This window comes from Helicobacter trogontum, from assembly GCF_000765905.2.
In the GTDB taxonomy this organism is placed as follows: domain Bacteria; phylum Campylobacterota; class Campylobacteria; order Campylobacterales; family Helicobacteraceae; genus Helicobacter_A; species Helicobacter_A trogontum.
In genome coordinates this window covers 40,638-62,698 of record NZ_JRPL02000001.1, presented here as the reverse complement: position 1 = coordinate 62,698, position 22,061 = coordinate 40,638, and the positions used below count along the sequence as shown (strand labels likewise).

Genomic DNA, 22,061 nt, shown 5'->3' with positions numbered 1-22,061 from the left:
TAATTTACAGACTATACTTTGGACTTGTAAAGGCATAAGTGTCACACATCTATATGTTCTTATGTATTGCATTTTACTTCAATTTAGTATTTATTTTTTATTTTGTAAGGAGCAGATCATGAAAGAGTATTTAGGATTTGGTATCGCAGGTAATTTTGCAAACCATCTAGAACAAGCGGGTGAGGCTAATGATTTTGTGCATGTTGTAAGCGATGAGGAAGGTGCACCAAAGGGCATATTCCCATTTTATATTCCAAAAGATAATACATTTTTAGGACGCTACTGCATTGATAACAAAAAGATTCTGCTCCCAAAAGATACAGCATTGCATGCACAAGCAGAACCAGAAATAGGGCTTGAGTGTGAAGTTGTATATGAGCAAGGAAAAGTAAAGACGCTTATCCCGAAGTTTTTTATGGCATTTGATGATACATCAATACGAAATGATAGCAGTGCGACAAAGATTAGTCAAAAGAAGAACTTTTCTACCGCTTCAAAAGGCTGTGGATTGCGATTACCTATTGATAAATTTGAGGAAGGTGGGATTTGCGATAATTATTCCTTAACTTCCTTTCTCATTTGTGATGGCAAAGCACATCAATATGGTGATAATGCGAAATTGACGCATTATAGCTACTTTTATAAAAAACTCATTGATTGGATAATAAAGAAACTCAATACACAAGAAGATCATGCGGTTCTTGAGAATCTTGATGAGATTATTAAACGAGCTGATTATCCATCAAAGATACTTATTGCTATTGGTGCGACAAGCTACACAGAGTTTGCAGAAACAAGATTCTTACAAGAGGGCGATGAGGTATGTGTGGTCGCCTATAATCACAACAAATACAGCAATGAAAAGATTAAAGATTTAATAGAGCAGGGTGTATTAAGCCTTAAGGATGCATCAATCGTACGTCAGGAAGTGGTTCGCAGTGCGGATTGATATGACGTAATTGATGTGGACTCTAGGGTTTGTAGTTAGAATACACACGTGTGCATATGTGTTTGTGAGCATGAATACTTCAGTGTATTGATATAATTCAACTAGATTGCTATAAAAGATTGCTTGTATTATTTGCTAATTTATTGAACATAATATGCCCAAGCAGTAGGTATAGATCTCTTGCAGAATGTAGTTGCGATGGTAATACTAAGAATGCCTATTTTTAGCTTTATACATTTTTTTGCATAATTGCTATTTAAAATGCAGATTCTAGGGATTTAGATTCTATGTCGCATGATGTAGACCATTATTTTGTTAAATTCTAGAATCTATTAAGTAAAATTCCTCCCCTTGTGTGTTACATGCAGTAGCATAACACAATAAATGTAAGTCCAAATAGCAATATAATGTGTTTTTATCAGCATATATATTACAATATGTAGAATAACCTTAGCGATTATGTTCTTGAGGTGAAAGGGGATAATGTGGGACAGCACATGCAGACGACACAAGAAGAGCAGCAAAAAAAGCTAAAAAGGCTTTATGGGATAGTATGTATAGGTATTATGATTTCTTTTTGGATTATTCCCGCTCCAGAGGGTATGAAAACAGAAGGTTGGCATTTACTTGGGATTTTTTGTGCAACAATCTTGGCAATTGTTTTGAAGGTTATGCCAATAGGTGCAATAAGCATGATAGCCATTGCTATTGTAGCAATCACTTGCGTAACTGCACCAGGTGATACGAAAGCAAGCATTAAGAACGCTTTGAGTGGTTTTAATGAAAGCCTCATTTGGATGATAGGTGTGGCGATCATGATTAGTCGTGCGATTATTAAAACTGGGCTTGGCAAACGTATCGGCTATTATTTTATATCGCTCTTTGGTAAAAATACGCTAGGTATTGCCTATTCTCTTGTGGTCAGTGAAGTTATCTTAGCACCTGTTACACCATCAAATACAGCTAGAGGTGGAGCAATAATTCACCCTATTATGCGTTCTATTGCACACACTTTTAACTCTGAACCTGAGACAAATACGCAAAATAAAATAGGTAAATATTTGGCACTTGTAAATTTTCAAATAAATCCTATTACTTCTGGTATGTTTATTACTGCAACTGCACCAAATCCTATGGTTGTAAATAAAATTGTCGAGGTGGCAAATAATCATGGTATAGAGATTGACATGCATATTACTTGGGGGCAGTGGGCATTATCTATGTTTTTACCTAGTATCGTGGTATTATTCTTGCTGCCGCTTGTTGTGTGGGCTGTCTATCCGCCTGAAATAAAAAAGACAGAAAATGCAAAAGACATGGCTACACAAGAGCTAAGAGCAATGGGTGCTATGAGCTTTCAAGAAAGAATTGTGCTTGGTATATTTGTTATCATGCTTGCATTATGGGCTGGAATTGGTAATTTCTTTGGTTTTAAGATAGATTCTGCTGCAGTTGCATTCTTAGGGTTGGCATTAATGCTTATTAGTGGGATACTAACTTGGGAAGATGTCCTTAAAGAAAAAAGTGCATGGGATACTGTGGTATGGTTTAGTGCGTTGGTGATGATGGCAAGTTTTCTTGGTAAGTTGGGTGTTGTGAGCTATTATGCGACATATCTTGAAAGCGGCGTTAATGCATTAGGTTTTGGTTGGTTTGGTGCGTGTTTGTTGCTTACCCTTCTCTATCTTTACATGCATTACTTTTTTGCCTCTACAACTGCTCATATAGCTGCAGTGTTTGCGGCATTTTATTCAGCTGGTTTGGCAATTGGTGCACCACCTATGTTATATGCACTAATGCTTGCTGCAGCGGGTAATATTATGATGAGTTTAACGCACTATGCGACAGGGACTGCCCCTGTTATCTTTGGCTCTGGATATGCAAGTGTTGGAGAATGGTGGAAAATGGGTGCTATTATGAGTGTTGTTAGCGTGATTGTATTTGGTGTCATCGGTGGTATTTGGTGGAAAATCTTAGGGTATTATTAAAGAATTCTTGCCTTAGAATCTTCTGTATACAGGCATTATGTTTTACACTAATTAGTTTTTATGCGGGTTGTAGTGTGCAGCATACAAAAAAAGATGATAGGGTGGTGTATCTAGGACGACTACATAATTTGCAAATATTGCCAAATACATTACCAAAAAAACCACAAAAAGAGCTTGCTAGAATCTGCGTAAGTTTTACACCTTTTAACGCATCTAAACAATATAGGATTCTAACATTTGAGAATCTTTTGAAAGAGGCATACAAAAATACCGCACAATACACATTCACACAAGTTGGTATATGGCAGCAGAGTTGGAATATGCTTATATGGCAGAAAAAATGTCTTATACTGGGGAATGTAAATGCGAAATAAGTTTTCTACACGAATAGTGTTTTTGCCTATGTTTTTTATGATTCTGCTTTATTCTGGCTGTTATAGCCCATTGCTTCAATTGCAAAGTATTGGGTTGGCACACGATAATGTAATGCCAACTCAAGATAAACAATTACAGAATCTTGCATATGTAGACAATGGTAAAAGTAATGATGCACTCATTTTTTATAAAGAGTGCAGTCATAATGGAAATGCGTGGCTTTTTGAATGTCAAAGTGTAGGTTTAGAATCTATACAACAAGCAGTCTATCTTTACTACCCAAATGCACTTTTAAATCACGTTGCTATGTATTTTTACCCACAAAAAACATACATACGATTTGAAGTGCGTGACCCAAGTTTACTTCAGGATACGCCATAACAAGTCTTGCAATACAATAAGATGTAGGCAGGAGTTTTTGATTACTATTTGTGTGATTTAGAAATGTATTGGGAGCGGCATAGTTTGGATATCTTTAGACAGATAGCCATTCTTGTTTATTTACACTTAGGTATCTACAAGGGATTTGGTGCAAAAATAAGTGTATCCCAAGGTTTATCAATACTAAGCTAGGCCACATGGCATAATGCTTAGTTATTAGGTAAGAGTATGGCACAAGAGGCTTAATATGGCCAGTTTGATTCGATAGCGTCTGTGGTTGGCTTCTTTGCCAAAGTTTCAGAGATTTTGCCAACACTTACAATAGAAATTTTACTATCAGCAATATATTGACTTTCGATAGTGTTATTTTGCTGTATATCGTAGGGGCGGATAACACCGCTTATTTGTATAATCTGTTTTTCACCATTTACAAGCATTTCTTGTTTGCCATAAATAAAGTAATTACCATTTTCCATAACTTTTAAGATTCTCGCTGTAATTGTTAAGGCAAGATTCTGTGATTGAGAATATGTGCCCCCGCCTTGAAAGTTAGTCGCATTGTTAGGTTTTGTTAGCGTATAATTGACTTGATCATTTAGATAAACTGTGTTTGCTTGCTGCTGTGCGTCTTGTCCATTATAAGTCATTTGCGCAGGAGTAATGTTTCCACCACTACTTCCACTATATTTTTTGTCAATTTTAAAATCATTGGTAATGTTTTCTTTGATTTTAATGGTAATCAAATCATCAACGCGCATCGCTCTGCGATCTGCAAATAGTGGTCTTTCTCCCTGTCCAAATAAAGAACCTGGTCTTGAAAACTCTGGCACGAAGTCTTTTGATGGCATATCATTTACATAATCTGGTGCATTCATATCAATTTCTGGTTCATATGCACAAAGCAGTGCAGGGAGCAATAACGCCAAACCTATTTTTCTCATACTCATCCTTTAGTAAAATATTGTATAATTAAAGCAAATTACATTCCCAACAAGGATTTATATGAGTATCAAAGATTCTATAATGGCAGACATTAAAGAGGCAATGAAAAATGGTGATAATGTAAAGAGGGACGCGTTAAGGACACTACATTCAGCGTTAAAACAAGTTGAAATTGACAAAAGGATTGTGTTGAGTGATGAGGATTGCATAGGTATCTTAAAGACAGCATTGAAGCAAAGAGAGGATGCAAAAGAGAGCTACTTAAGTGCAAATCGGCAGGATTTAGCGGACAAAGAGAGTTATGAGATTGAACTTATTATGCATTATTTGCCTAAACAACTTGATGACGATGAGTTGGAGAGCGCAATAAAAGAGATTATAGAAAAGGTTGGCGCAAAGGATTCTAAGGATTTGGGTAAGGTTATGGGTGCAGCAAAAAGTCTTAATGCGGTGGCTACGGGCAAAAGAATATCGGATATGGCAAAAAAGCTATTGCAATAAAACATGATTGGATTGATATTTTGGGAAATAAATAAAAAAGATAATGCAAACAATTTGCATGAGAAGCTTTCATAATTTTTAGAATCCTTAAGATTAATGTGTTGTTTTAGGTGGCTCGAAGCAGGGTTGGCAAGACAAAGAACATTTCAGTTAGTTCATATTGATAGGGCTTTTAAGAAGCCTATATATAATTGCATATTTTTAGAGTTTTATTTTAAACTTATTTATGTCTTTCTACAATAAGATAGTTTGTTGGGCTTTATATATTGTGTTTGCGGTTTGATTAAGGTTGTATTTTGTGCCATGACGGTGGCTCACCCCCCCCCCCCCCTTTTTTTTTATTTTTTCTCATAATAAGTTGTTCTTGCAATACTTCAGTGATATATCTCACTGCATTAGATTCTATATTGTTTTTGAACACATCTTTATTGTTTATGCGGATTTATTGAAATTTGTCATGTTTGATTTATTGTATTTCCTTGTTAAATTATCTATTTTATATCATAGTGTTTTAAGCTTATTGTACTAATCGCTTCTTGACCCATTTTATGCCTTGATTAATTCTTTGATATTAGTGCACATTGTATATTTTTGTTTGGGTTTTATTGTTGAGAAATTTTTGTTGCACAGCTATTGGAGTTGTATCTGATCGCTCTGCTTTTTACATAAATGTTTTATTGGATGTGGGTGAATTTTTCCATATAAACATTATAGTCTTATCCAATTATTTCTGAAGTTATTCATGGGCAAGTAATTTTTAAGCCTCAAACATCAAGTTTAAGAAGCATGTGATTGGTGATGAAGTCGTGTATTGTCTAATAGCGTAAAGAAGCAAATAAACAAAGACTTTATCATAAAACGAGAGATTAGAATAGTTATACACAAAGAATGGTGTCCCGAAAGGGATTTGAACCCATGACCTTAAGATTAGGAATCTTACGCTCTATCCAGCTGAGCTACCAGGACAGTATAATTAATATAAATATGGATGGTGCCGAAGGTCGGACTCGAACCGACACAAGGTTGCCCTTACTAGATTTTGAGTCTAGCGCGTCTACCAGTTTCACCACTCCGGCTATAATGTGGTTTGAGTATTTTTAAGATGGTGCGCTGAGTGAGACTTGAACTCACACGGGTCGCCCCGCCACCCCCTCAAGATGGTGTGTCTACCATTCCACCACCAGCGCAAAACTCATCTCCCTTTCGAAAGGGAGGTGAGTAAGTATTCAGGAATCCCAGATCGCAAATAATTAAGGAATATAAGGATTCACATATATTGCAATAACAGCGAAAACAAGCGTATAGATAACTTGTGCTTCAATCAACGCAATCGCAATAAACATCGTTGTTTGTAATTTAGAACCTAATGCAGGATTTCTTGCAGTTCCAGAGATTGCAGCAGCAGCAGCATGACCCATACCAATACCACCACCAAGTGCAGCAATACCTAAACCAACAACACCAGCAAGAACAGATAGAGCCATTACTACATCGGCACCATTAATACCATCAAGACTAGCTTTCGTGTCAGCAGCTAACGCAAAACCAACACATGCGAAAAAGAACAAAAGCAACTTTTTCATAATCATTCCCTTTTAAAAATAGACTCACACCTTTGTTTTCGGATATGCCCCCTACTTGCAAAGCATGGGGGTTATTCTAACTTTTTTTACCTTAAAATTTGCTAAATTATTGATAAATATGATCAAACATTGTTATAAAATTACTTGCAGGTTAATGTTTTATAATAGAACCAAGGATAATAATAACTTTGTTTCTTTGATAAGTTAGGTTAACTGGCAAGCGTGCTTAAAAGCAGACGCAAAGCTTGCAAACTAGCCATTTTTTGCACAAAGATTCTAGAATCTTTGCTTTCTATATTTGTATGTGACAGATAGTTATGGACAATATTTATTGGCATCCTATCACGTATGAGAACGCAAGTAAAAACCGTGCCAGCAGGTAAATGTAAAAAGTTATCCGGACTATCATCGTGTGTTGCTAATCCGCTCGTAGCAATGGCAATATCAGCTTGAAACAGATCAATTGCCCCTCTTGCCATAGCGCTCACACACGCTTCAGAATATACGCTATGTTCTTTAAAAATAGAATCTTTTATACCTAATATTTGTTGTTTAGATTCAATACTATAAGTTGTTATGCCGCCTTTAAAAACAGAGCTTGCACCACTAATAGCAGTAATCATGGCACTCAAAGTTCCACCCGTACAAGATTCAGCAACACAAAGCTTGTAATTGTGCTGCTGTAATTTTTTGAGTGTGAAAGTTGCAATATCTCCTTTCACAAGTCGATCTGCAAATAAAGATTCTAGAATCTTGAAAAATGCTGCTAAATCATGTGTAGAGCCTTGTGCTATTATGCCATATTCTTGTGATAATATAGTGGGCAAGATACTTTTGCCTAGATTGTCTTGTTGTTCTAGATTCTTACAATCTCCTTGCATAGAAGTATGATGTAAAGGCAAAGAATTTGCAAGTTTGAGTAGCACAGAGCAGTCTTTTGCATATTGCGAAATTATCTGCATAGCACTACTTTGTTCAAAACCTATAATTTCGAAATACATTTCATCATTGTTAAGTTTGTCAGTTTGCATGTTTCAAATCTTTTATAATATGATTTTCAAGAAAAGAGTATTTTTTGCTGCTTGTATGAGAGCACTACTAACATCACTGGTTTTATCCCTAGCCTTTTATTCATTGGATAAGGACATTACATCTTTTCTAAGTGATGAGAGCATCTCCATGATATATTTTGTATAAAACATACCCTACTTTTTCTCGTCTTCTTTGCAGTCTTTTTTGTCTTTTTTATCCTTCTCTTTATCAAAGATTTTGAAGTCTTTATTTTTTTTAATAAAGTTTGATTGTTGAGAGTATAAATGCACAATATTAGGATCAGCAAGTAAACATACAGAGTTTTGATCCTTATCTTCATAATCCACTTTACTTAATAAGTCTCTAGCTATATTGAGTCTTGCACGCTTTTTATCGTTAGAATCTACAATCATCCATGGGCTATATGGTGTGTGTGTGCGTGAAAACATTTTTTCAAATGCCTCCGTGTAATCGTCCCACAGGTTTAATGATTTTGCATCAATTGGGCTTAATTTCCACATTCGTAATGGATCGTTTTTGCGTCTTTCAATACGTCTTTTTTGTTCTTCTTGTGAAACATTAAGAAAATATTTAAAAATCATTGTACCACTTGCAACAAGCATTTGCTCTAAATTACTTACTTGATAAATAAATTCTTTGTATTCATCTTGAGTACAAAAGCCCATAACCTTTTCAACACCAGCACGATTATACCAGCTTCTATCAAAAAATACGATTTCACCACCTGATGGCAAATTGGTGATATATCGCTTAAAATACCATTCAGTTTTTTCTTGCTCTGTGGGCTTATTTAATGCAACAATGCGACAACCACGAGGATTAAGGTGTGAAGTAAGCGCCTTGATCGTCCCTCCTTTGCCAGCACCATCTCTACCTTCCATTATAATGACAATTTTTTGATTTGTCTTCTTAACCCAATTTTGTAACTTCACAAGTTCGATTTCTAGCTTACGCAATTCTTTTTCATAAAATTCATTTTTGAACAAATGGCGTTTATTAATTACTTTCTTTTTGCTATATACGTCTTGTGGATCCATTGACTCTTCAGGTCGAACGACAATTTGCTTTTTGCTCATTATAAGCCCCTTTATTTTTAAAGTAAATAGAGCATAGCATACTCAATATTTTATTAAAATCTACTTAAAATAGCTACGAGATGGTGCGTAGGTGTGCGTTTTTGGATAAATTATGGAATCATTTTTTCTTTGTAGTTTTGTTTGACTTATGTTTTGTGTTATTTGGGGTTTCGTGAGTTTAAATGATTGAGATTGTTTGGCATGTGTCCCAATATCTCTCATTTACACTCTTTGTCTTATTGTGTTTCATGGGTTTAGCTATCATGGTGAAATAGCAGTTAATTTTTTGCAGCCTAGATAAACCCATATAAAGTGGATATTGCATGTTTTTGAGATAGGTATTATCTTATTTAGGTATGCTTAAAGCAAGATTTTATCCACAAGTTTATAAACAAAGTGGGCACTAATCTTTGCACTAGATTCTAAAAATTCATCAAAACTTTGGCTAGCCTCTCCGTCTGCACTATCGCTAATAGAGCGAAAAATGCAATATGGAATCTTGAAATTATCGCATACACACGCTACGCTTGCACCCTCCATTTCCACTGCAATTGCATCAAATTCTTTTACAATAGAATCTTTTATTTGTTGGTTGGCAATAAATTGATCTCCGCTTGCTACAACACCCTCTTTTATACTAAGATTCATATCTTTTGCGACTTCTTTTGCTTTGTCACACAGATATTTATCACTTTCATAAAACAGCTTACCCTCTGGTATAAAACCCTTAGCATGTCCAAATGCTGTGATATCAACATCATGTTGGCAAAGTTTTGTTGCAAGTAGCAAGTCTCCGACATTTAAGCCCTTTGCTAGGCCGCCTGCAACACCGCTAAAGATGATTTTTTCGCAGCCAAATCGCAAGATCATTGTGGTTGCACTGATTGCTGCATGCACCTTGCCTATCTTGCTATAAGCGATAATAATGTTTGCATCTTTGTATGCAATTTTATAATACACATTCCCAGCAATCTCCATGCTCTCATACTCTTTATACAGTGCTAAAAGCGGCACGATCTCTTCACGCATAGCACCTATGATACCTATTGTCATGTTGTTCCTTTTTGCAAAACTAAACTCTGATTATAACATAATATAAAAATCCTTTGATTTATGTTTGGTTTTTGTGTATTTTGCACCCCATTTTAGCGTGAAGTAGAGTTTGGCATGGGACTAAGAAATAGTAAGAACTTGTCTAAAACTATGCTAAAATAAGCCCTGCAAGACTTTTTTGGCTTTATTGGCCATACGACTATAAAAGGAAATATTTATGAAAATTAGTCCTCGCTACGTTTTGCCTAATCTTTTTACGGCAGGTAGCATATTTTTGGGTATTATGGCGATTTTTATGGCACATAAGGGCTTGGTTCAAGCGGATTCTAAGGCTTTTACAACAGCGTGTTGGTATATCTTGTTCTCCATGGTGCTTGATGGGCTTGATGGTCGTGTGGCTCGTCTTACAAATACTGCTAGTAAGTTTGGCGTTGAGTTTGATTCTCTTGCTGATATTGTCGCTTTTGGTGTTGCCCCAGCGGTGCTATTATACTTTTATGTGGGGTATGATTATGGTCGTTATGGTGTGGCAATCAGCGGTCTATTTGTAGTGCTTGGGGCGATTCGGCTCGCAAGGTTTAATATCACAACAAATGTTGAGACAAATTCATTTATAGGTTTGCCAATCCCCTCTGCTGCAGCTATTTTGTGTTTATGGATTATTGTGGTTGAGCAGCACAAGGTGAGTTTTTTTGGCTGGATTGAATTTTTACGCACACATACTTATATTTTTCTTGTATTTGCTTTTTTCATCGCAATTCTTATGGTAAGCAATATTCGCTATCCAAGTTTTAAAAAGGTGCAGTGGAATCTAAAATATTTTGTCGTGCTATTAATTGCTCTTGCATTTGTTGTAGCACAGCCTTCTTTGGCTTTGTGTATATTCTTGAGCATGTATATTTTTTATGGAGTTTTGCGTTGGATTTTTATTGTTCTTTTCAGGATTGTAATGCGAAAGAATGATAACGAGGAAAGTACAAGGAGGTTAGGGGAGGATAATGCTAAACACAAAGAGTAGTTTAAATCTAGCCAATGATGGTATCCCAAAGCTCTTTTTTAATTATTTCATTCCTATGCTTTTAGCCATGCTTGCCATGGCTAGCTATTCGACTATTGATGGTATTTTTGTTAATAAGAAGCTTGGCGATGATGCTATGAAAGCAATCGTTGTAGTATGGCCTCTTTTTCCTGCAATGATGGCATGTTCGCTTATGTTTGCTTTAGGTGGAGCAAGTCTTATTAGCTATTATCTTGCAAAAGGCAGAGCACATATTGCAAGAGCTATTTTTAGCAGCATTGTATATTTATTATTGCCATTATCCCTGATATTTGGTGCTTTGGGCTATATGTATGCGAGCATTGTAATTGATTTTTTTGCACAGAATCTAACACCAAATGTGCATGGCATGGCAGTTGATTACTTGCGTGGGACATGTGTAGGACTTTTTGGAATTATTTTGCATCCTGTGCTTGATATGTGTGTGGTAAATGACAAACGTCCTAGATTTGCCATGTTTGCCATGTTTCTTGGGGCGATTTGCAATGTTATATTTAATTATCTTTTTTTATTTGTGTGGGAGTTTGGCATTATTGGTAGTGCATACGCTACAACCTTAGGACATATTATTGGGTCTTGCGTATTGTTGTGGCATTATGTAGAACCCAAATATAGAGCATTAATGCTTGGCTTTTTTAATTGTAATTTTGCAAGTAAAATACGCATTTCATTGCCTTTTATTTGTGAGAAAAAGGGGGAGCTGTATTTTGTAAAAGTATTTGATTGGAAACTACTTGGACGTGCAATTAAATATGGTTCGCCCTATGCAGCAAGTGAAGCAAGTGTTGGTATTGTCATGTGGCTTTATAATCAGATTCTAAAGGATACTGGGGGAGAGTCTGTCCTTGCGGTATATAGTGCTATTCTTTATGCTGGATTTAACTTCTTTACTATTACGATGGCACTTGCAGAATCCATACAGCCCATTGCGAGTTTCAACTATGGTATGCGGCTTTTTAGTCGTTTAAAAGAGGTTTTAAGATTCTATATTTATGTGGCACTAGGTTTATCTTGCGTATTGTATGCGTTATTTTTTATTTTTAGTGATTTTATTATTTCTTTGTATTTAAAGGATTTGGAGCTCAAAGAACAAAGTAAGGTAGCATTGAATATTTATTCTATTGGTTATATCTTTATGAGTTTAAATCTTGTTATTGCGCTTTATCTACAAGCATTGCAACAAGCTTTAGCCTCCTTTATAGTTACAATAGCCTACACACTTGCATTCATCATTGTATTGTTGCCAGTTATGACGTATTTTTATGGAATCATGGGTGCGTGGATCGCATATCCTATATCAGAATGTTGTGCCTTATGCGTGAGCGTGGGCGTGTTGTACTATGTTACAAAGCGAATGAGCAGGTAGGTCGTTTATATTTTATGTGACTTATATTGCATAGATATGGGGAGTTAGTTGTACTCTTGTTCTTGCTTGTGCTTTGGTTTGATTTAAAATGATTGTTATCTTGTGGCTCTAAACTATGTAAGAACGAGTGTTAATTGGATGCTTCTAATATAATCCTTATATTAACATCTTTGCCTAAAAGTTCTTTTGGTGTTGTCTTGGCAATATCAAAATCAAAGCGATTAATGCTGCCATATAACTCTACCCCTATGACATTATCTCCATAGCTAATATAACAACCACAATCTGTATCAGAATCATTTGTCTTTAAGTGTGGATTTTGTAATGGCGTATTTGTTGCTTGTGGCATAAAAGGATTATCATTTTTGCTTTTTTCTTTTAATACTAGGCTTGGGTTACGGATCGGTCCTGTGATTTTTACTTTGAAAACCACCTCTTTTGTGATATTGTTTATGGTTAGTTTGGTGCGTAAAAGATTATTTTTGAATGAGATAGATTGCAAGGTTGCCTTTTTGGTGCTAAAAAAGTCTGTTGTAAGTAACTCTTCATCTCGTGCAGCATTATAGGTATTAATGCTTGCAATTACAACTTCACCTTGCAGCTTTTTAATTCTGTTATCTTCAATGTCAAGTGTGCCAGAAAACTCTTGGAAATGTCCTATAGTGTCTGCTACACTTAAGTGCTTAACACCAAAACTAACGCTTGAATGTGTCTCATCGATAACGTATTCTTTTGCATAAAGAAATAAGCAAGACAATAGATATAAAGCAAAAAATTTATTCATATGGACACTCTTTGGAATTTAAAATGCTAGATTCTAACACATCTAAGTATAAAAAAAGTTAATTCACTATTTGAACCAATAGACTAAAAATATATAAAGATATGCAAAGAAAGCTAAAGCTATTGCTGCAAAAAATAGCTAATTGATGCAAATCCAGCTAGACCACATGACTTAATCTCTTCAAGCCTTGAGTCATTATTTATTCCACCTAAAGCAAAGGCATTTCTTTTTAATTCAATAGGCAATGCTTGTAGATATGATAAGCCTAATGCCTTGTTACCTTTGTCATAAAATATAGGGCTAATTGTAGCATAATTGACTCCAAGAGATAGGGCATTAGAGAGATCTTTTGTGTTATGAGTGCTTACAAATATAGGGCAAGGTTTCCTATCTAGCCTAGACTCTATTTTTTGGTAATTAGTTAAGGTGTGATGAAGTGGAGCTATAAGGCGTGAAAGCATTTCTGTGTTAGATAATAACTCAATAGCTTTTGTGCCACTTTTACATGAATGCAGGAATGAATCATGAATAATTTTTAATTTATCTTGTAATGTGATATCGCTCTGCAGAGAGCATAACGCAAAATAGCTTTGTTGCAATGCTAGACATATATTATCATGCAGGAGAGGCAAATCAGATTCCTTAAAATGTATGCCTAGTGCAAAACCATGCAGCCACAAGAGCACAAGAGTTTCTATCTTATACATAGAAAGATTTAGCAAGAGTGTTATATTATGACTTTTACAAAAAGCAAATATTTCAAGTAACATACGATATTGATCTGAAGATAAACTATCATGATTGTCATAACGGAATGCAACAAAGTTCAATGTCATATTCTTAGATTCTAGCATCATATAAGCATGTTGTAGCTTTGTAGAGATTTGTTTTGTGGCAGTCTCATCCATACATTCATAATACGCAGGTGATAGAATAAGATAGGTTTGCATCAAATTAAAAGGATATTGTGTCAAATATTAAATCGTGGTTTCTTAACACAAGATAAAAAAGTGTGCCACAAAAGATGCTAAATAAGATATTTTTAAATACAATGTGTAAGAATAACACAAAAACAATACCAACAAGACCATAGATTCCAAGCTCTATATTATCTAATTGCAACATATCCTTGCATGAATAAATAAATATCATGGCAATAAGACTGGGGGGCAACAGAGTGCCTAAATCTGTAATAACCTTAGGAGTCTTGTTGCGAAAAATAAAAAATGGTAAGAATCTTGTTAATGCGGTAAGAAATGCTATAAATAAAATCGTTATATAAAGCATGTTATCCTCTCATTTTTAGAAGCTAGAAATTTAGAACCTAATCTCATGTAAAACCCTTTAATCTTATCCTTGACTTAGAATCTTCCATAATACTTTCATGCCTTCACTTAAATCGTGTCTAAAATGTTGCATAATGCCTGGCACAATGATTGCCAGAATCACTAAAGCTACCCCAATTTTTACAGGGAAACCAATCACAAGGAGGTTAAATTGTGGGTGCGTCTTCATAATCATACCAAAAATGATATCAGTTAAAAGTAATACAGCAATAATAGGAAATGCCATAGAAAAGCCAATAAGAATCATATTGGCAAATGACTTTGTAAAATATGCGACAACATTATCGCTTAGCATGAAACCTCCAAGAGGTGTATCATTGAGTGTGCGTGCGATAATATCGAGTAAAAGGTAGTGAAAATTAAAGTGCAATGCTACAAGGATTGATAAAAACACAACAACTTGAGAAACTATGGGTTTTGTAGTCCCACTCATAGGATCATACGCACTAGCCATTGTTAATCCCATAGAAAAACTTGCTAAATCACCTGCAAATACAATTGATGAAAAAATAATTTGCAACACAAGACCGCAGGTAAAACCTAAAAGTATTTCAAATAAGCCGCCAATCATGAAAGTTGTCAATGTGGGATAGGCAATTATGTCTGTTACCATTGGCATAAATACAACCGCAAGTACAAAGGCAAGTGCAGCACGCACGCTTACAGGTAGAATCTGATTATCAAAGAAAGGAAAAAACGCAAGAATGCCACCAAAACGCAATAACAGCATTAAGAAAGCCATAACATTTGCATTTGTGATATAGGGGAGAAAATCAAGCATAAACAGCCCTCAAAGCATAAGATTTCATATTCTACGCATTATTCTTATAATTGCCAATTATTAAGTGTGAGATTATAGCATGAGATTATAAAAGTTTTTTAGAGTTTGGCTGTGGTGATAAAATGCAGGTATAAACTCTTGATTTCAAATTTACACTTGTTAGATTTAAGATCAAATTTTAGCTTCTTTATGCATGTTACAATGGCTTTGTGAGGCTTATTGTTATGTTTTTATTCAAATAAATTTTTACTTGATATGTATTTTGTGCAAACATTTTATGGTTTGTATAAAGATTCTAGAAATGTGTCTTTGTGAATCTGAATTTATCTTATCGTAATTCTTGCTTTTTTAATGATTAAGTGGAATAGTTATTGCATGTAACGTACAAAGGTCTTTGGTGTTGTAGTCTTGGGGTTTCTTTATGTAGTATGAAACTCGTTTTTATTGACAAAATGTGTTTCTAACAATAAATTTATTAATTTTTTGCTAGAATCTCACTTTTAGCAGAATCTCGCAAGATAACAAAGAAGTAGGGCGTGAACAAATGACAGGAAGTTTAGATTGATAGATATACCCTTTTTGAGTAAGCAAGGAAGTTGAATGATTGAGAATCAGGCAAAACAACTAGAAACTATGATGAGGAATAAGGTCAATACAAAGTATATTGCTATTACCTCAGGTAAAGGTGGGGTTGGTAAATCTACCCTTAGTGCAAATCTTGCATATAAGCTCAATAAGCTAGGGTTTAAGGTTGGAGTATTTGATGCAGACATTGGGTTAGCAAACCTTGATCTTATTTTTGGTATCAAAACGGATAAAAATATCCTCCATGCGATGAAAGGTGAGGTAAGTATCGATGAGGTTGTGTATGAGATAGAGCCAAATTTATACCTCATACCTGGCGACAGTGGTGAAGAGATTCTAAAATATGCTGGCAATAATCTTAATATTGTGGAGAATTTTATACAAGAGAGCAATATCCTTGATACATTGGACTTTTTATTAATTGATACTGGAGCTGGTATTGGTCCGCTTAACCAATCTACATTGCAAGCATGTGAGCACATCATTGTAGTTACTATGCCAGATCCATCAGCAATTACAGATGCATATGCCACTATTAAGCTTAATGCACACACAAAGAAACAAATTTTTATGGTTATTAATATGTGCAAAAGTCAAAAAGAGGCTCTTGCGGTTTTTGATCGTATGGAGAGTATTACAAAAAAACATATACCACACCTCACACTCAAGTTTTTAGGCGGACTTGAGTTAAACTCTGCGGTAAATAAAGCTACACGGAATCGCGCATTGATTACAAAGATAGAGCCATTTAACAGTGTGTCTGTAGGGATTGGAGATATAGCTGCGCTTCTAGCACATGAGATTACAGACATAGAGCATAATATGCTTTTAGAATCTAAGGGATTTAAGAGTTTTTTCAAGCGTATGCTTGGGTATCTATAAGTCTACATGTTGCCTAAAGAATGGTAGTCATGAACATAGGATTCTACCGAGCAGGTTTAATTGGTGATAACATAGTGGTGCTGCATGCTATCTATGCCCTGCGATATTTATATAAAGATGCCAATATAGTAGTTTATACTAATTCCGTTGGAGGAAAAGGGATAGACCTATATAGGCAATTTACCTTCATAGATTCCATAGTAGATGTGGAATCTATGAGCAATGAAATGCTCATCAACAATATTAATCTAAATAACTTCGATGTATTTATCCTTACACAACCAAATAGATCCAAATGCAAACTTTTAGCACAAACGACATGCAAACGTATAATTACTTTTATGACTTTCACAAATAGCCTTAATGATCGTTTTGAGAGCATCTTTGTTTCCAAACTAAATCATATGCCACAATATAAACGCATGTTAAAGCTTGTTAGAAAGATAGATCCTAAACACTACGATGATAAGATAGACACGATTGATTACTCTCCGATTAGATTCAAAAGCAACGATAGTAATAAGGCGAGAATACAATCGTTTGTAAAAGCTAATAACATACAGCAAAAAATTGTTATAGTTAATCCATTTGTGCGTAGCACGTTTTGTAATCTCACTTTGCACGGCTATAAAATACTATTGCACAAACTATCAGAAATGTATCCAAACCTACATTTTGTTATACCAACATATGAGGGCAACAATAAAGGTAATATGGAATTATCAAACCTCCAAGTATTGGATAATGTATCTATATTTTATAATAATGACGATATTATAAATCTCGTGGCATTGTTAGAAGAGAGTATAGCTCTTATTAGTCCTAGCACTGCAATTAGTCATCTTGCAAACAATCTTAATGTGCCCTTAATTTTGTTGTGTAGCAAGAGAGATAGCCATCTATGGTCTGGTGATAATATGAATCCTAACTATTTTGTGATTCTACATAAAGTCATGCAAAAGATGAATGAGACTGATGATGCCGTAGCGATTAAAAAGATTGTAGAAAAGCTAGAGGATATAATTCACTTGACACAATATAATAAGATTGTTTAATTTAATGTTGCAAGGAGATTGCATTCTAATTATTTTGACAAACACTAGGATGTAGATTGCTATCAATTAATATCCTTTTGTTGTTAAAGGATGTCCCCAATGCAAGTTAAGATACAATACGAATGATGTCCAACCTACATTATTTATATCTCCGAATTGTTTCAAATAAGATAGTCAAAGGGTTATCCACCCTGGTGATAACGAGTGACAATACGACTATTATACTGATACTTTAAAAAATTCATATAGAGCAGTAGTTATTGCAAGAGTTAGCATATAACAATGATGTATGATGGCTGTTATCACTAGGATTGAGTTGAAATGCTAATTTTGGGAATAACCAACTTATGTCCTATTTACGCCTTAGATAGCCTTCTTGTGCCAATAAATCAGCGATTTTTGCAAATACTGGTGCAGCAGTTTGTCCTGCATAATAATCTTCATTTGCCTGTGAACCATAGGTGACTACACCAATAGTATATGTTTTATTACCATCGCTTGCGTATCCAAAAAATGAGCCATTATAAATTGTTTCCCCATCTTTTTTCTCTCGTGCTGTTCCAGTTTTGCCCCCTATAATAAGCCCTGCAACATCAGCCCTTTTACCTGTGCCTTCTTTGACCACACGATGCAGAATTTTTTGCATATATGCAGCATTTTCACGACTAATAATTTGCTTAGGTGTTTCTATTGTTGGATAGAAAATCTTTGAATCTGGGGCTATGAAATGCTTTGTTACATGCGGAGTTACAAGAAAACCGCCATTATTAAAAGGTGCATAGCTGCGTAGCAATTGTATAAAAGTCATACGTAGCCCATACCCATAGCTTGCAGTCCCTTTTTCTACCTCTCTATTAAGGATGTTTGGTTTGGGTAGCAGACCTGTGGCTTCGTTGGCTATATCGATACCTGTACTTTCTCCAACGCCAAAGGTTTTAAATAGATCTTGCATTTGCTTTCCGCTTAAATTGCGTGTAAGTTTTGTCATGCCAATATTGCTTGATTTAATGAGAATCTGTTCAGCTGTTGCACTCTTTAATGGTGTGGTATCTCGTATGGTGTAAGTGCGTAATTGATAGATCCCATCATGCAGATCAAATGTTTCTTGAAAATTAATCCATTTTTTGTTTGCAAGATATGCAAATACAAGTGGTTTAATAGTGCTTCCTGGTTCAAACGAGCGTTCAGCAGCTGCTACACGCATTTTATTTGCTATATCCTTGTCCCTTTTGCCTATATTTGGATTAAATGATGATGATGAGGCAAGAGCCAAAATCTCTCCTGTGGTTGGATCCATAATGCCTGCTACAATTTGTTCGGCTTTATATTTTTTGTGTGCCTCATTGAGTATATCTTGTATTCTTGATTGTAGGGTCAGTGGTATGGTAAGTTGCACTTGAAATCCATCTGTTCTTTCATATGCCTTTGCATGATGGTTTAATATGATATTTCCACCTTTGTCTGCCATACCTACAATTTTACCATCACGTTTTGGAGACAAGATTCCATCACGATATTTTTCAACACCTGATTGTGCTATAAGCTTCATTTTATCATCATATGTTCTTTCATTTAATGTTTTTTTGCCATAGTTCGTAAAACCTAATAATGGTTGCATAAGATTTGAAAATGGATATGTTCTCTCTATTTGCTCAACAGCAATATCAAGCCCTCTATCAATTCTTGTACTCGCATTATTTTTCACATCAGAATTGTATGTAAAAATTGGCGTATAGCATTCCCTTGATAAATCTATATCTTTATTTTTATAATCCACTAATAGTATGTTCAACTTTTCAAGTGCTTTGTTTTTTGTTATCTCACCATTCTCAAATGATTGCATGGTGCGTAGGACTTCCACATCAAGCGGTGTTTGGCTACCTTTTTCGTGTGTAATTTGAGCACGTGCATACAAAGTTTTAATTTCTGAATCTTGCAAACTTGTTTTATTAATATATGTAAAGGTGCATTTTTTGTACACACCTAAACGTGCAAGTTTTTGATTTAAAATACGTAGATTTGCCGCGTCAATAGCATTTACGTTTGTGGCAATTAATGTATTGCCGCCTTTTTCTATCGAACGTTGCAAGGCTTTTATATCAAAGTCAGCATAGAGATGTAGGAGTTGAAATAATAATTCTCTTTTTTCTTCGTAGATGGAAGGAACATATATATTCACTCTATACAATTTTTTGTTTGTCGCAAGGACATAGTTGTCTAGACTTGAGATTTGCCCACGCATCGCAATATCTACATCTGCTTTTGTAGACCAAGGATAATCTCTTGATGCTTTGTTGTAGGGGTCCATATTTGGTGGTTTTGCAAGAATTTTTGCATATACTGCAAGTATAAACACAAGAAAACAAAGACCAAAGACTATAAGCACTAAAAAAAGTCTCCATGCTTTTTGTGTTTTTGCCTCCTCGCTTACTTCTTCATCTTCATTTTCACGTTCTATCTCTTGGGCTTTTGGTGCTATAATCTTGTTTTGTTCAATTTGACGATTCTTGCGTTCAGTCTTTGAAAGAGATGTGATTTTAAATGAGTTTTCTCCCGGTGTATCATATAAACGAAATCTGTTTTCTGCAATCCCATCAAGCATAATTGAATCGATACTATCTTGCTTGTTATCCCCTTTTATTTGGTTATTGTGGAGATAATTTTGGGTGTCTCGTGGTGTTTTAATACGAACAGAGTCTGCTGAGGTATGCACTTCATCATTGTCCAAAAGCAGATTGGTATTTAGATTATCGCCAGTGAGAAGATGTATATTTGCACCGCTACCCTGTAGCCTTTGTGTTGTCGCGAGAGCCTCATTGGGAGTGTCCATTTTATCCTTATTTAAGGAGTGTGTGTATGCTAAATTACGAGATGAATCTTCATTGCTTTTGGAAGCTACAATTTTCTCACGCATCTAAAAGCAGCAAACCACTGATGTCTATATAAATAATTAAATTTGTGTGCGTAAAATTTCTTTATACGCACTGATTGCTTTGTTTCTCACCTCAAGCATAAGTTTCATGCTAGTCTCTGCCTTACCGATAGTGATAGCTGCTTGATGCAAATCCTTAACCTGCCCACTTGCCATATCTGCTAATGCCCTATCTGATACTTCTTGTGAAGCGTTGAGTTCATCAAGAGACTGCTTTAACAATGATGAAAAATCGCCCTGCTTTCCTCTAACTTCATTGCTTACATCTGTTAGAGAAATATCAGCAATACCAGGTGCTGCAATATGTGTAACTTGTGCCATTATTTCTCCTTAATACCAAAAATTATGCTTGAAACATAGTGATAGCATTGCTTGCCATGTTTTTTGCACTTTGAAACGCTGCTACATTTGCTTGATATGCTCTAGTAGCTTCCACTAAATCGGCCATTTCGACAACTGGATTAACATTAGGGTATGCAACATAACCTTGTGCGTTTGCATCAGGGTGCGTTGGATCATATTTCATCAACGGCTTATTGTCATCTCTTACGATTTTGTCGATATATACACTCGTAATTGGTGGTACTGGCTTTTTTCCATACTCACCTTCTTCGAGTGGATCTTTATATTCCATAAGGTTGTTGTCCTTTGCTAGTCTCTTATTGAGTTGCTTATTAAAGTCAAAAGCACGAAACACAACTTCTTGTCGCCTATATGGTCCACCTTCATCGGTTCGTGTAGTGTTTGCATTTGCAATATTTGCAGAAATAACATTTACACGCACTCTCTGTGCTGATAACCCATAACCACTAATGTCAAAAGTACTCATAAACATAACCAATCCTTTATTGCTAACCTAAATATATTACGTATTTATACATTACAAATTCTTACTAGATTCCAAGGCATACGCAAAAATTCCTTTATGTTTTTTCAATGCCGAAGTAAGTGCTTGATACATAACAGAGTTTTTACCCATTTCGCTTGTTTCTACGTCTAAATCTACGCTGTTTCCATCATTCCTTGCGAGGTGTCCATCCCGAAAAAACAACGAACCAGTCAGAGGATCTGTAAATCCACCAGGCAAGTGCTGAGGCAAAGCTCGGGTTAGTTTTAAGGTTTCAGTTCGAGACTTATTGTCAAAAATCTGACTCGCTTTTTCGGCAAGCATATCCTCAAAATGAACATCTCTAGGACGATAGAAGGGCGTATCCACATTTGCCATGTTGCTTGCAATAAGGTCTTGTCTCAAAGAGCGATAATCAAGTGCACTATACACTAGACCATATGCCTTCGATGTTTCAAAAGAAGTCCCTAATGCTTTCGATAGACTTTCCATAGTATTCTCCCTAATATCCATGTAAAATTCAGA

The 22,061-nt window shown here is 35.4% G+C and carries 24 protein-coding genes and 3 tRNA genes; 9 read left to right on the top strand and 18 right to left on the bottom strand.

What is annotated here, in order from left to right:
- Nucleotides 1–118: 118 nt before the first annotated feature.
- The 4 genes from LS81_RS00375 (at nucleotide 119) to LS81_RS00360 (ending at nucleotide 3,693) form a co-directional block, all read left to right on the top strand.
- Nucleotides 119–949, top strand: a complete 831-nt coding sequence (locus tag LS81_RS00375; protein ID WP_034347577.1) for a DUF5718 family protein — start codon at nucleotides 119–121, stop codon at nucleotides 947–949.
- A gap of 497 nt (nucleotides 950–1,446) precedes the next feature.
- A complete protein-coding gene (locus LS81_RS00370; protein WP_034347606.1) occupies nucleotides 1,447–2,937 on the top strand; it encodes a DASS family sodium-coupled anion symporter in 1,491 nt (496 codons plus the stop codon).
- Between the two features lie 74 nt (nucleotides 2,938–3,011).
- Nucleotides 3,012–3,311 (top strand): hypothetical protein, encoded by a 300-nt coding sequence (locus LS81_RS00365; RefSeq protein ID WP_233715826.1) that lies wholly within the window; start codon nucleotides 3,012–3,014, stop codon nucleotides 3,309–3,311.
- Entirely contained in the window at nucleotides 3,301–3,693 is a 393-nt protein-coding gene (locus tag LS81_RS00360; protein ID WP_034347578.1) for a hypothetical protein, read from the top strand. The genes LS81_RS00365 and LS81_RS00360 overlap by 11 nt, the downstream gene beginning before the upstream one ends.
- A 242-nt stretch (nucleotides 3,694–3,935) precedes the next feature.
- Here LS81_RS00360 and flgH read toward each other — a convergent pair whose 3' ends face one another.
- Nucleotides 3,936–4,634, bottom strand: coding sequence for a flagellar basal body L-ring protein FlgH (flgH, locus tag LS81_RS00355; protein ID WP_034347580.1), 699 nt, complete (start codon nucleotides 4,632–4,634; stop codon nucleotides 3,936–3,938).
- 61 nt (nucleotides 4,635–4,695) lie between these two features.
- On the opposite strand from flgH, the gene LS81_RS00350 reads away from it, so the two are divergent.
- The gene (locus tag LS81_RS00350) at nucleotides 4,696–5,136 is read left to right on the top strand and encodes a GatB/YqeY domain-containing protein (RefSeq protein WP_034347585.1); all 441 of its coding nucleotides are present in this window, start codon (nucleotides 4,696–4,698) and stop codon (nucleotides 5,134–5,136) included.
- Between the two features lie 283 nt (nucleotides 5,137–5,419).
- On the opposite strand, the gene LS81_RS11160 is transcribed toward LS81_RS00350, so the two are convergent.
- From LS81_RS11160 to LS81_RS00315, 9 genes are all read right to left on the bottom strand, one after another.
- A complete protein-coding gene (locus LS81_RS11160) occupies nucleotides 5,420–5,557 on the bottom strand; it encodes a hypothetical protein (protein WP_161976735.1) in 138 nt (45 codons plus the stop codon).
- 468 nt (nucleotides 5,558–6,025) lie between these two features.
- A tRNA-Arg gene (locus tag LS81_RS00345) sits at nucleotides 6,026–6,102 on the bottom strand.
- A 23-nt stretch (nucleotides 6,103–6,125) separates the two neighbouring features.
- A tRNA-Leu gene (locus LS81_RS00340) sits at nucleotides 6,126–6,212 on the bottom strand.
- 27 nt (nucleotides 6,213–6,239) lie between these two features.
- Nucleotides 6,240–6,323, bottom strand: a tRNA-Leu gene (locus LS81_RS00335).
- Nucleotides 6,324–6,386: 63 nt separating this feature from the next.
- Nucleotides 6,387–6,719, bottom strand: coding sequence for a F0F1 ATP synthase subunit C (locus LS81_RS00330; protein WP_034317336.1), 333 nt, complete (start codon nucleotides 6,717–6,719; stop codon nucleotides 6,387–6,389).
- A 209-nt stretch (nucleotides 6,720–6,928) separates the two neighbouring features.
- A complete protein-coding gene (locus tag LS81_RS00325) occupies nucleotides 6,929–7,750 on the bottom strand; it encodes a CinA family protein (RefSeq protein WP_233715910.1) in 822 nt (273 codons plus the stop codon).
- Between the two features lie 174 nt (nucleotides 7,751–7,924).
- Nucleotides 7,925–8,848 carry a polyphosphate kinase 2 gene (gene ppk2, locus LS81_RS00320; RefSeq protein ID WP_034345634.1) on the bottom strand — a complete coding sequence of 308 codons (924 nt, stop codon included), beginning with the start codon at nucleotides 8,846–8,848 and terminating at the stop codon, nucleotides 7,925–7,927.
- Between the two features lie 60 nt (nucleotides 8,849–8,908).
- Entirely contained in the window at nucleotides 8,909–9,070 is a 162-nt protein-coding gene (locus tag LS81_RS11155; protein WP_158659410.1) for a hypothetical protein, read from the bottom strand.
- Nucleotides 9,071–9,208: 138 nt separating this feature from the next.
- Nucleotides 9,209–9,901 (bottom strand): 5'-methylthioadenosine/adenosylhomocysteine nucleosidase, encoded by a 693-nt coding sequence (locus tag LS81_RS00315; protein WP_034345637.1) that lies wholly within the window; start codon nucleotides 9,899–9,901, stop codon nucleotides 9,209–9,211.
- A gap of 217 nt (nucleotides 9,902–10,118) precedes the next feature.
- Between LS81_RS00315 and pssA the strand changes: the two genes are divergently transcribed.
- The gene (pssA, locus tag LS81_RS00310; protein WP_052096506.1) at nucleotides 10,119–10,919 is read left to right on the top strand and encodes a CDP-diacylglycerol--serine O-phosphatidyltransferase; all 801 of its coding nucleotides are present in this window, start codon (nucleotides 10,119–10,121) and stop codon (nucleotides 10,917–10,919) included.
- Nucleotides 10,900–12,324: an MATE family efflux transporter gene (locus LS81_RS00305; RefSeq protein ID WP_034345640.1), complete on the top strand. Its 1,425-nt coding sequence runs from the start codon at nucleotides 10,900–10,902 to the stop codon at nucleotides 12,322–12,324. The genes pssA and LS81_RS00305 overlap by 20 nt, the downstream gene beginning before the upstream one ends.
- 130 nt (nucleotides 12,325–12,454) lie before the next feature.
- Here LS81_RS00305 and LS81_RS00300 read toward each other — a convergent pair whose 3' ends face one another.
- The 4 genes from LS81_RS00300 to fliR all read right to left on the bottom strand — a co-directional run bounded on the left by LS81_RS00300 (nucleotide 12,455) and on the right by fliR (nucleotide 15,235).
- Nucleotides 12,455–13,108, bottom strand: coding sequence for a YceI family protein (locus LS81_RS00300; protein ID WP_034345642.1), 654 nt, complete (start codon nucleotides 13,106–13,108; stop codon nucleotides 12,455–12,457).
- A gap of 119 nt (nucleotides 13,109–13,227) precedes the next feature.
- Nucleotides 13,228–14,058, bottom strand: a complete 831-nt coding sequence (locus LS81_RS00295) for a thiamine phosphate synthase (RefSeq protein ID WP_034347094.1) — start codon at nucleotides 14,056–14,058, stop codon at nucleotides 13,228–13,230.
- 4 nt (nucleotides 14,059–14,062) lie between these two features.
- Entirely contained in the window at nucleotides 14,063–14,395 is a 333-nt protein-coding gene (locus tag LS81_RS00290; RefSeq protein WP_034345645.1) for a branched-chain amino acid transporter permease, read from the bottom strand.
- 63 nt (nucleotides 14,396–14,458) lie between these two features.
- Entirely contained in the window at nucleotides 14,459–15,235 is a 777-nt protein-coding gene (gene fliR / locus LS81_RS00285) for a flagellar biosynthetic protein FliR (RefSeq protein WP_034345647.1), read from the bottom strand.
- 600 nt (nucleotides 15,236–15,835) lie between these two features.
- On the opposite strand from fliR, the gene LS81_RS00280 reads away from it, so the two are divergent.
- Together LS81_RS00280 and LS81_RS00275 are read left to right on the top strand one after the other, a co-directional pair.
- Entirely contained in the window at nucleotides 15,836–16,702 is an 867-nt protein-coding gene (locus LS81_RS00280) for a P-loop NTPase (protein ID WP_034317353.1), read from the top strand.
- A gap of 20 nt (nucleotides 16,703–16,722) precedes the next feature.
- Nucleotides 16,723–17,757, top strand: coding sequence for a glycosyltransferase family 9 protein (locus LS81_RS00275; RefSeq protein ID WP_237022177.1), 1,035 nt, complete (start codon nucleotides 16,723–16,725; stop codon nucleotides 17,755–17,757).
- Between the two features lie 352 nt (nucleotides 17,758–18,109).
- Here LS81_RS00275 and LS81_RS00270 read toward each other — a convergent pair whose 3' ends face one another.
- The 4 genes from LS81_RS00270 to flgB are packed head-to-tail and all read right to left on the bottom strand — an operon-like array spanning nucleotide 18,110 to nucleotide 22,028.
- Nucleotides 18,110–20,671, bottom strand: a complete 2,562-nt coding sequence (locus LS81_RS00270; RefSeq protein ID WP_034345649.1) for a peptidoglycan D,D-transpeptidase FtsI family protein — start codon at nucleotides 20,669–20,671, stop codon at nucleotides 18,110–18,112.
- Between the two features lie 36 nt (nucleotides 20,672–20,707).
- Nucleotides 20,708–21,010, bottom strand: a complete 303-nt coding sequence (fliE, locus tag LS81_RS00265; protein ID WP_034317358.1) for a flagellar hook-basal body complex protein FliE — start codon at nucleotides 21,008–21,010, stop codon at nucleotides 20,708–20,710.
- Nucleotides 21,011–21,032: 22 nt separating this feature from the next.
- Nucleotides 21,033–21,524: a flagellar basal body rod protein FlgC gene (flgC, locus tag LS81_RS00260; protein ID WP_034345651.1), complete on the bottom strand. Its 492-nt coding sequence runs from the start codon at nucleotides 21,522–21,524 to the stop codon at nucleotides 21,033–21,035.
- A gap of 45 nt (nucleotides 21,525–21,569) precedes the next feature.
- On the bottom strand, nucleotides 21,570–22,028 hold the full coding sequence (gene flgB, locus LS81_RS00255; protein ID WP_052096507.1) for a flagellar basal body rod protein FlgB: 459 nt from the start codon (nucleotides 22,026–22,028) through the stop codon (nucleotides 21,570–21,572).
- Nucleotides 22,029–22,061: the final 33 nt, after the last annotated feature.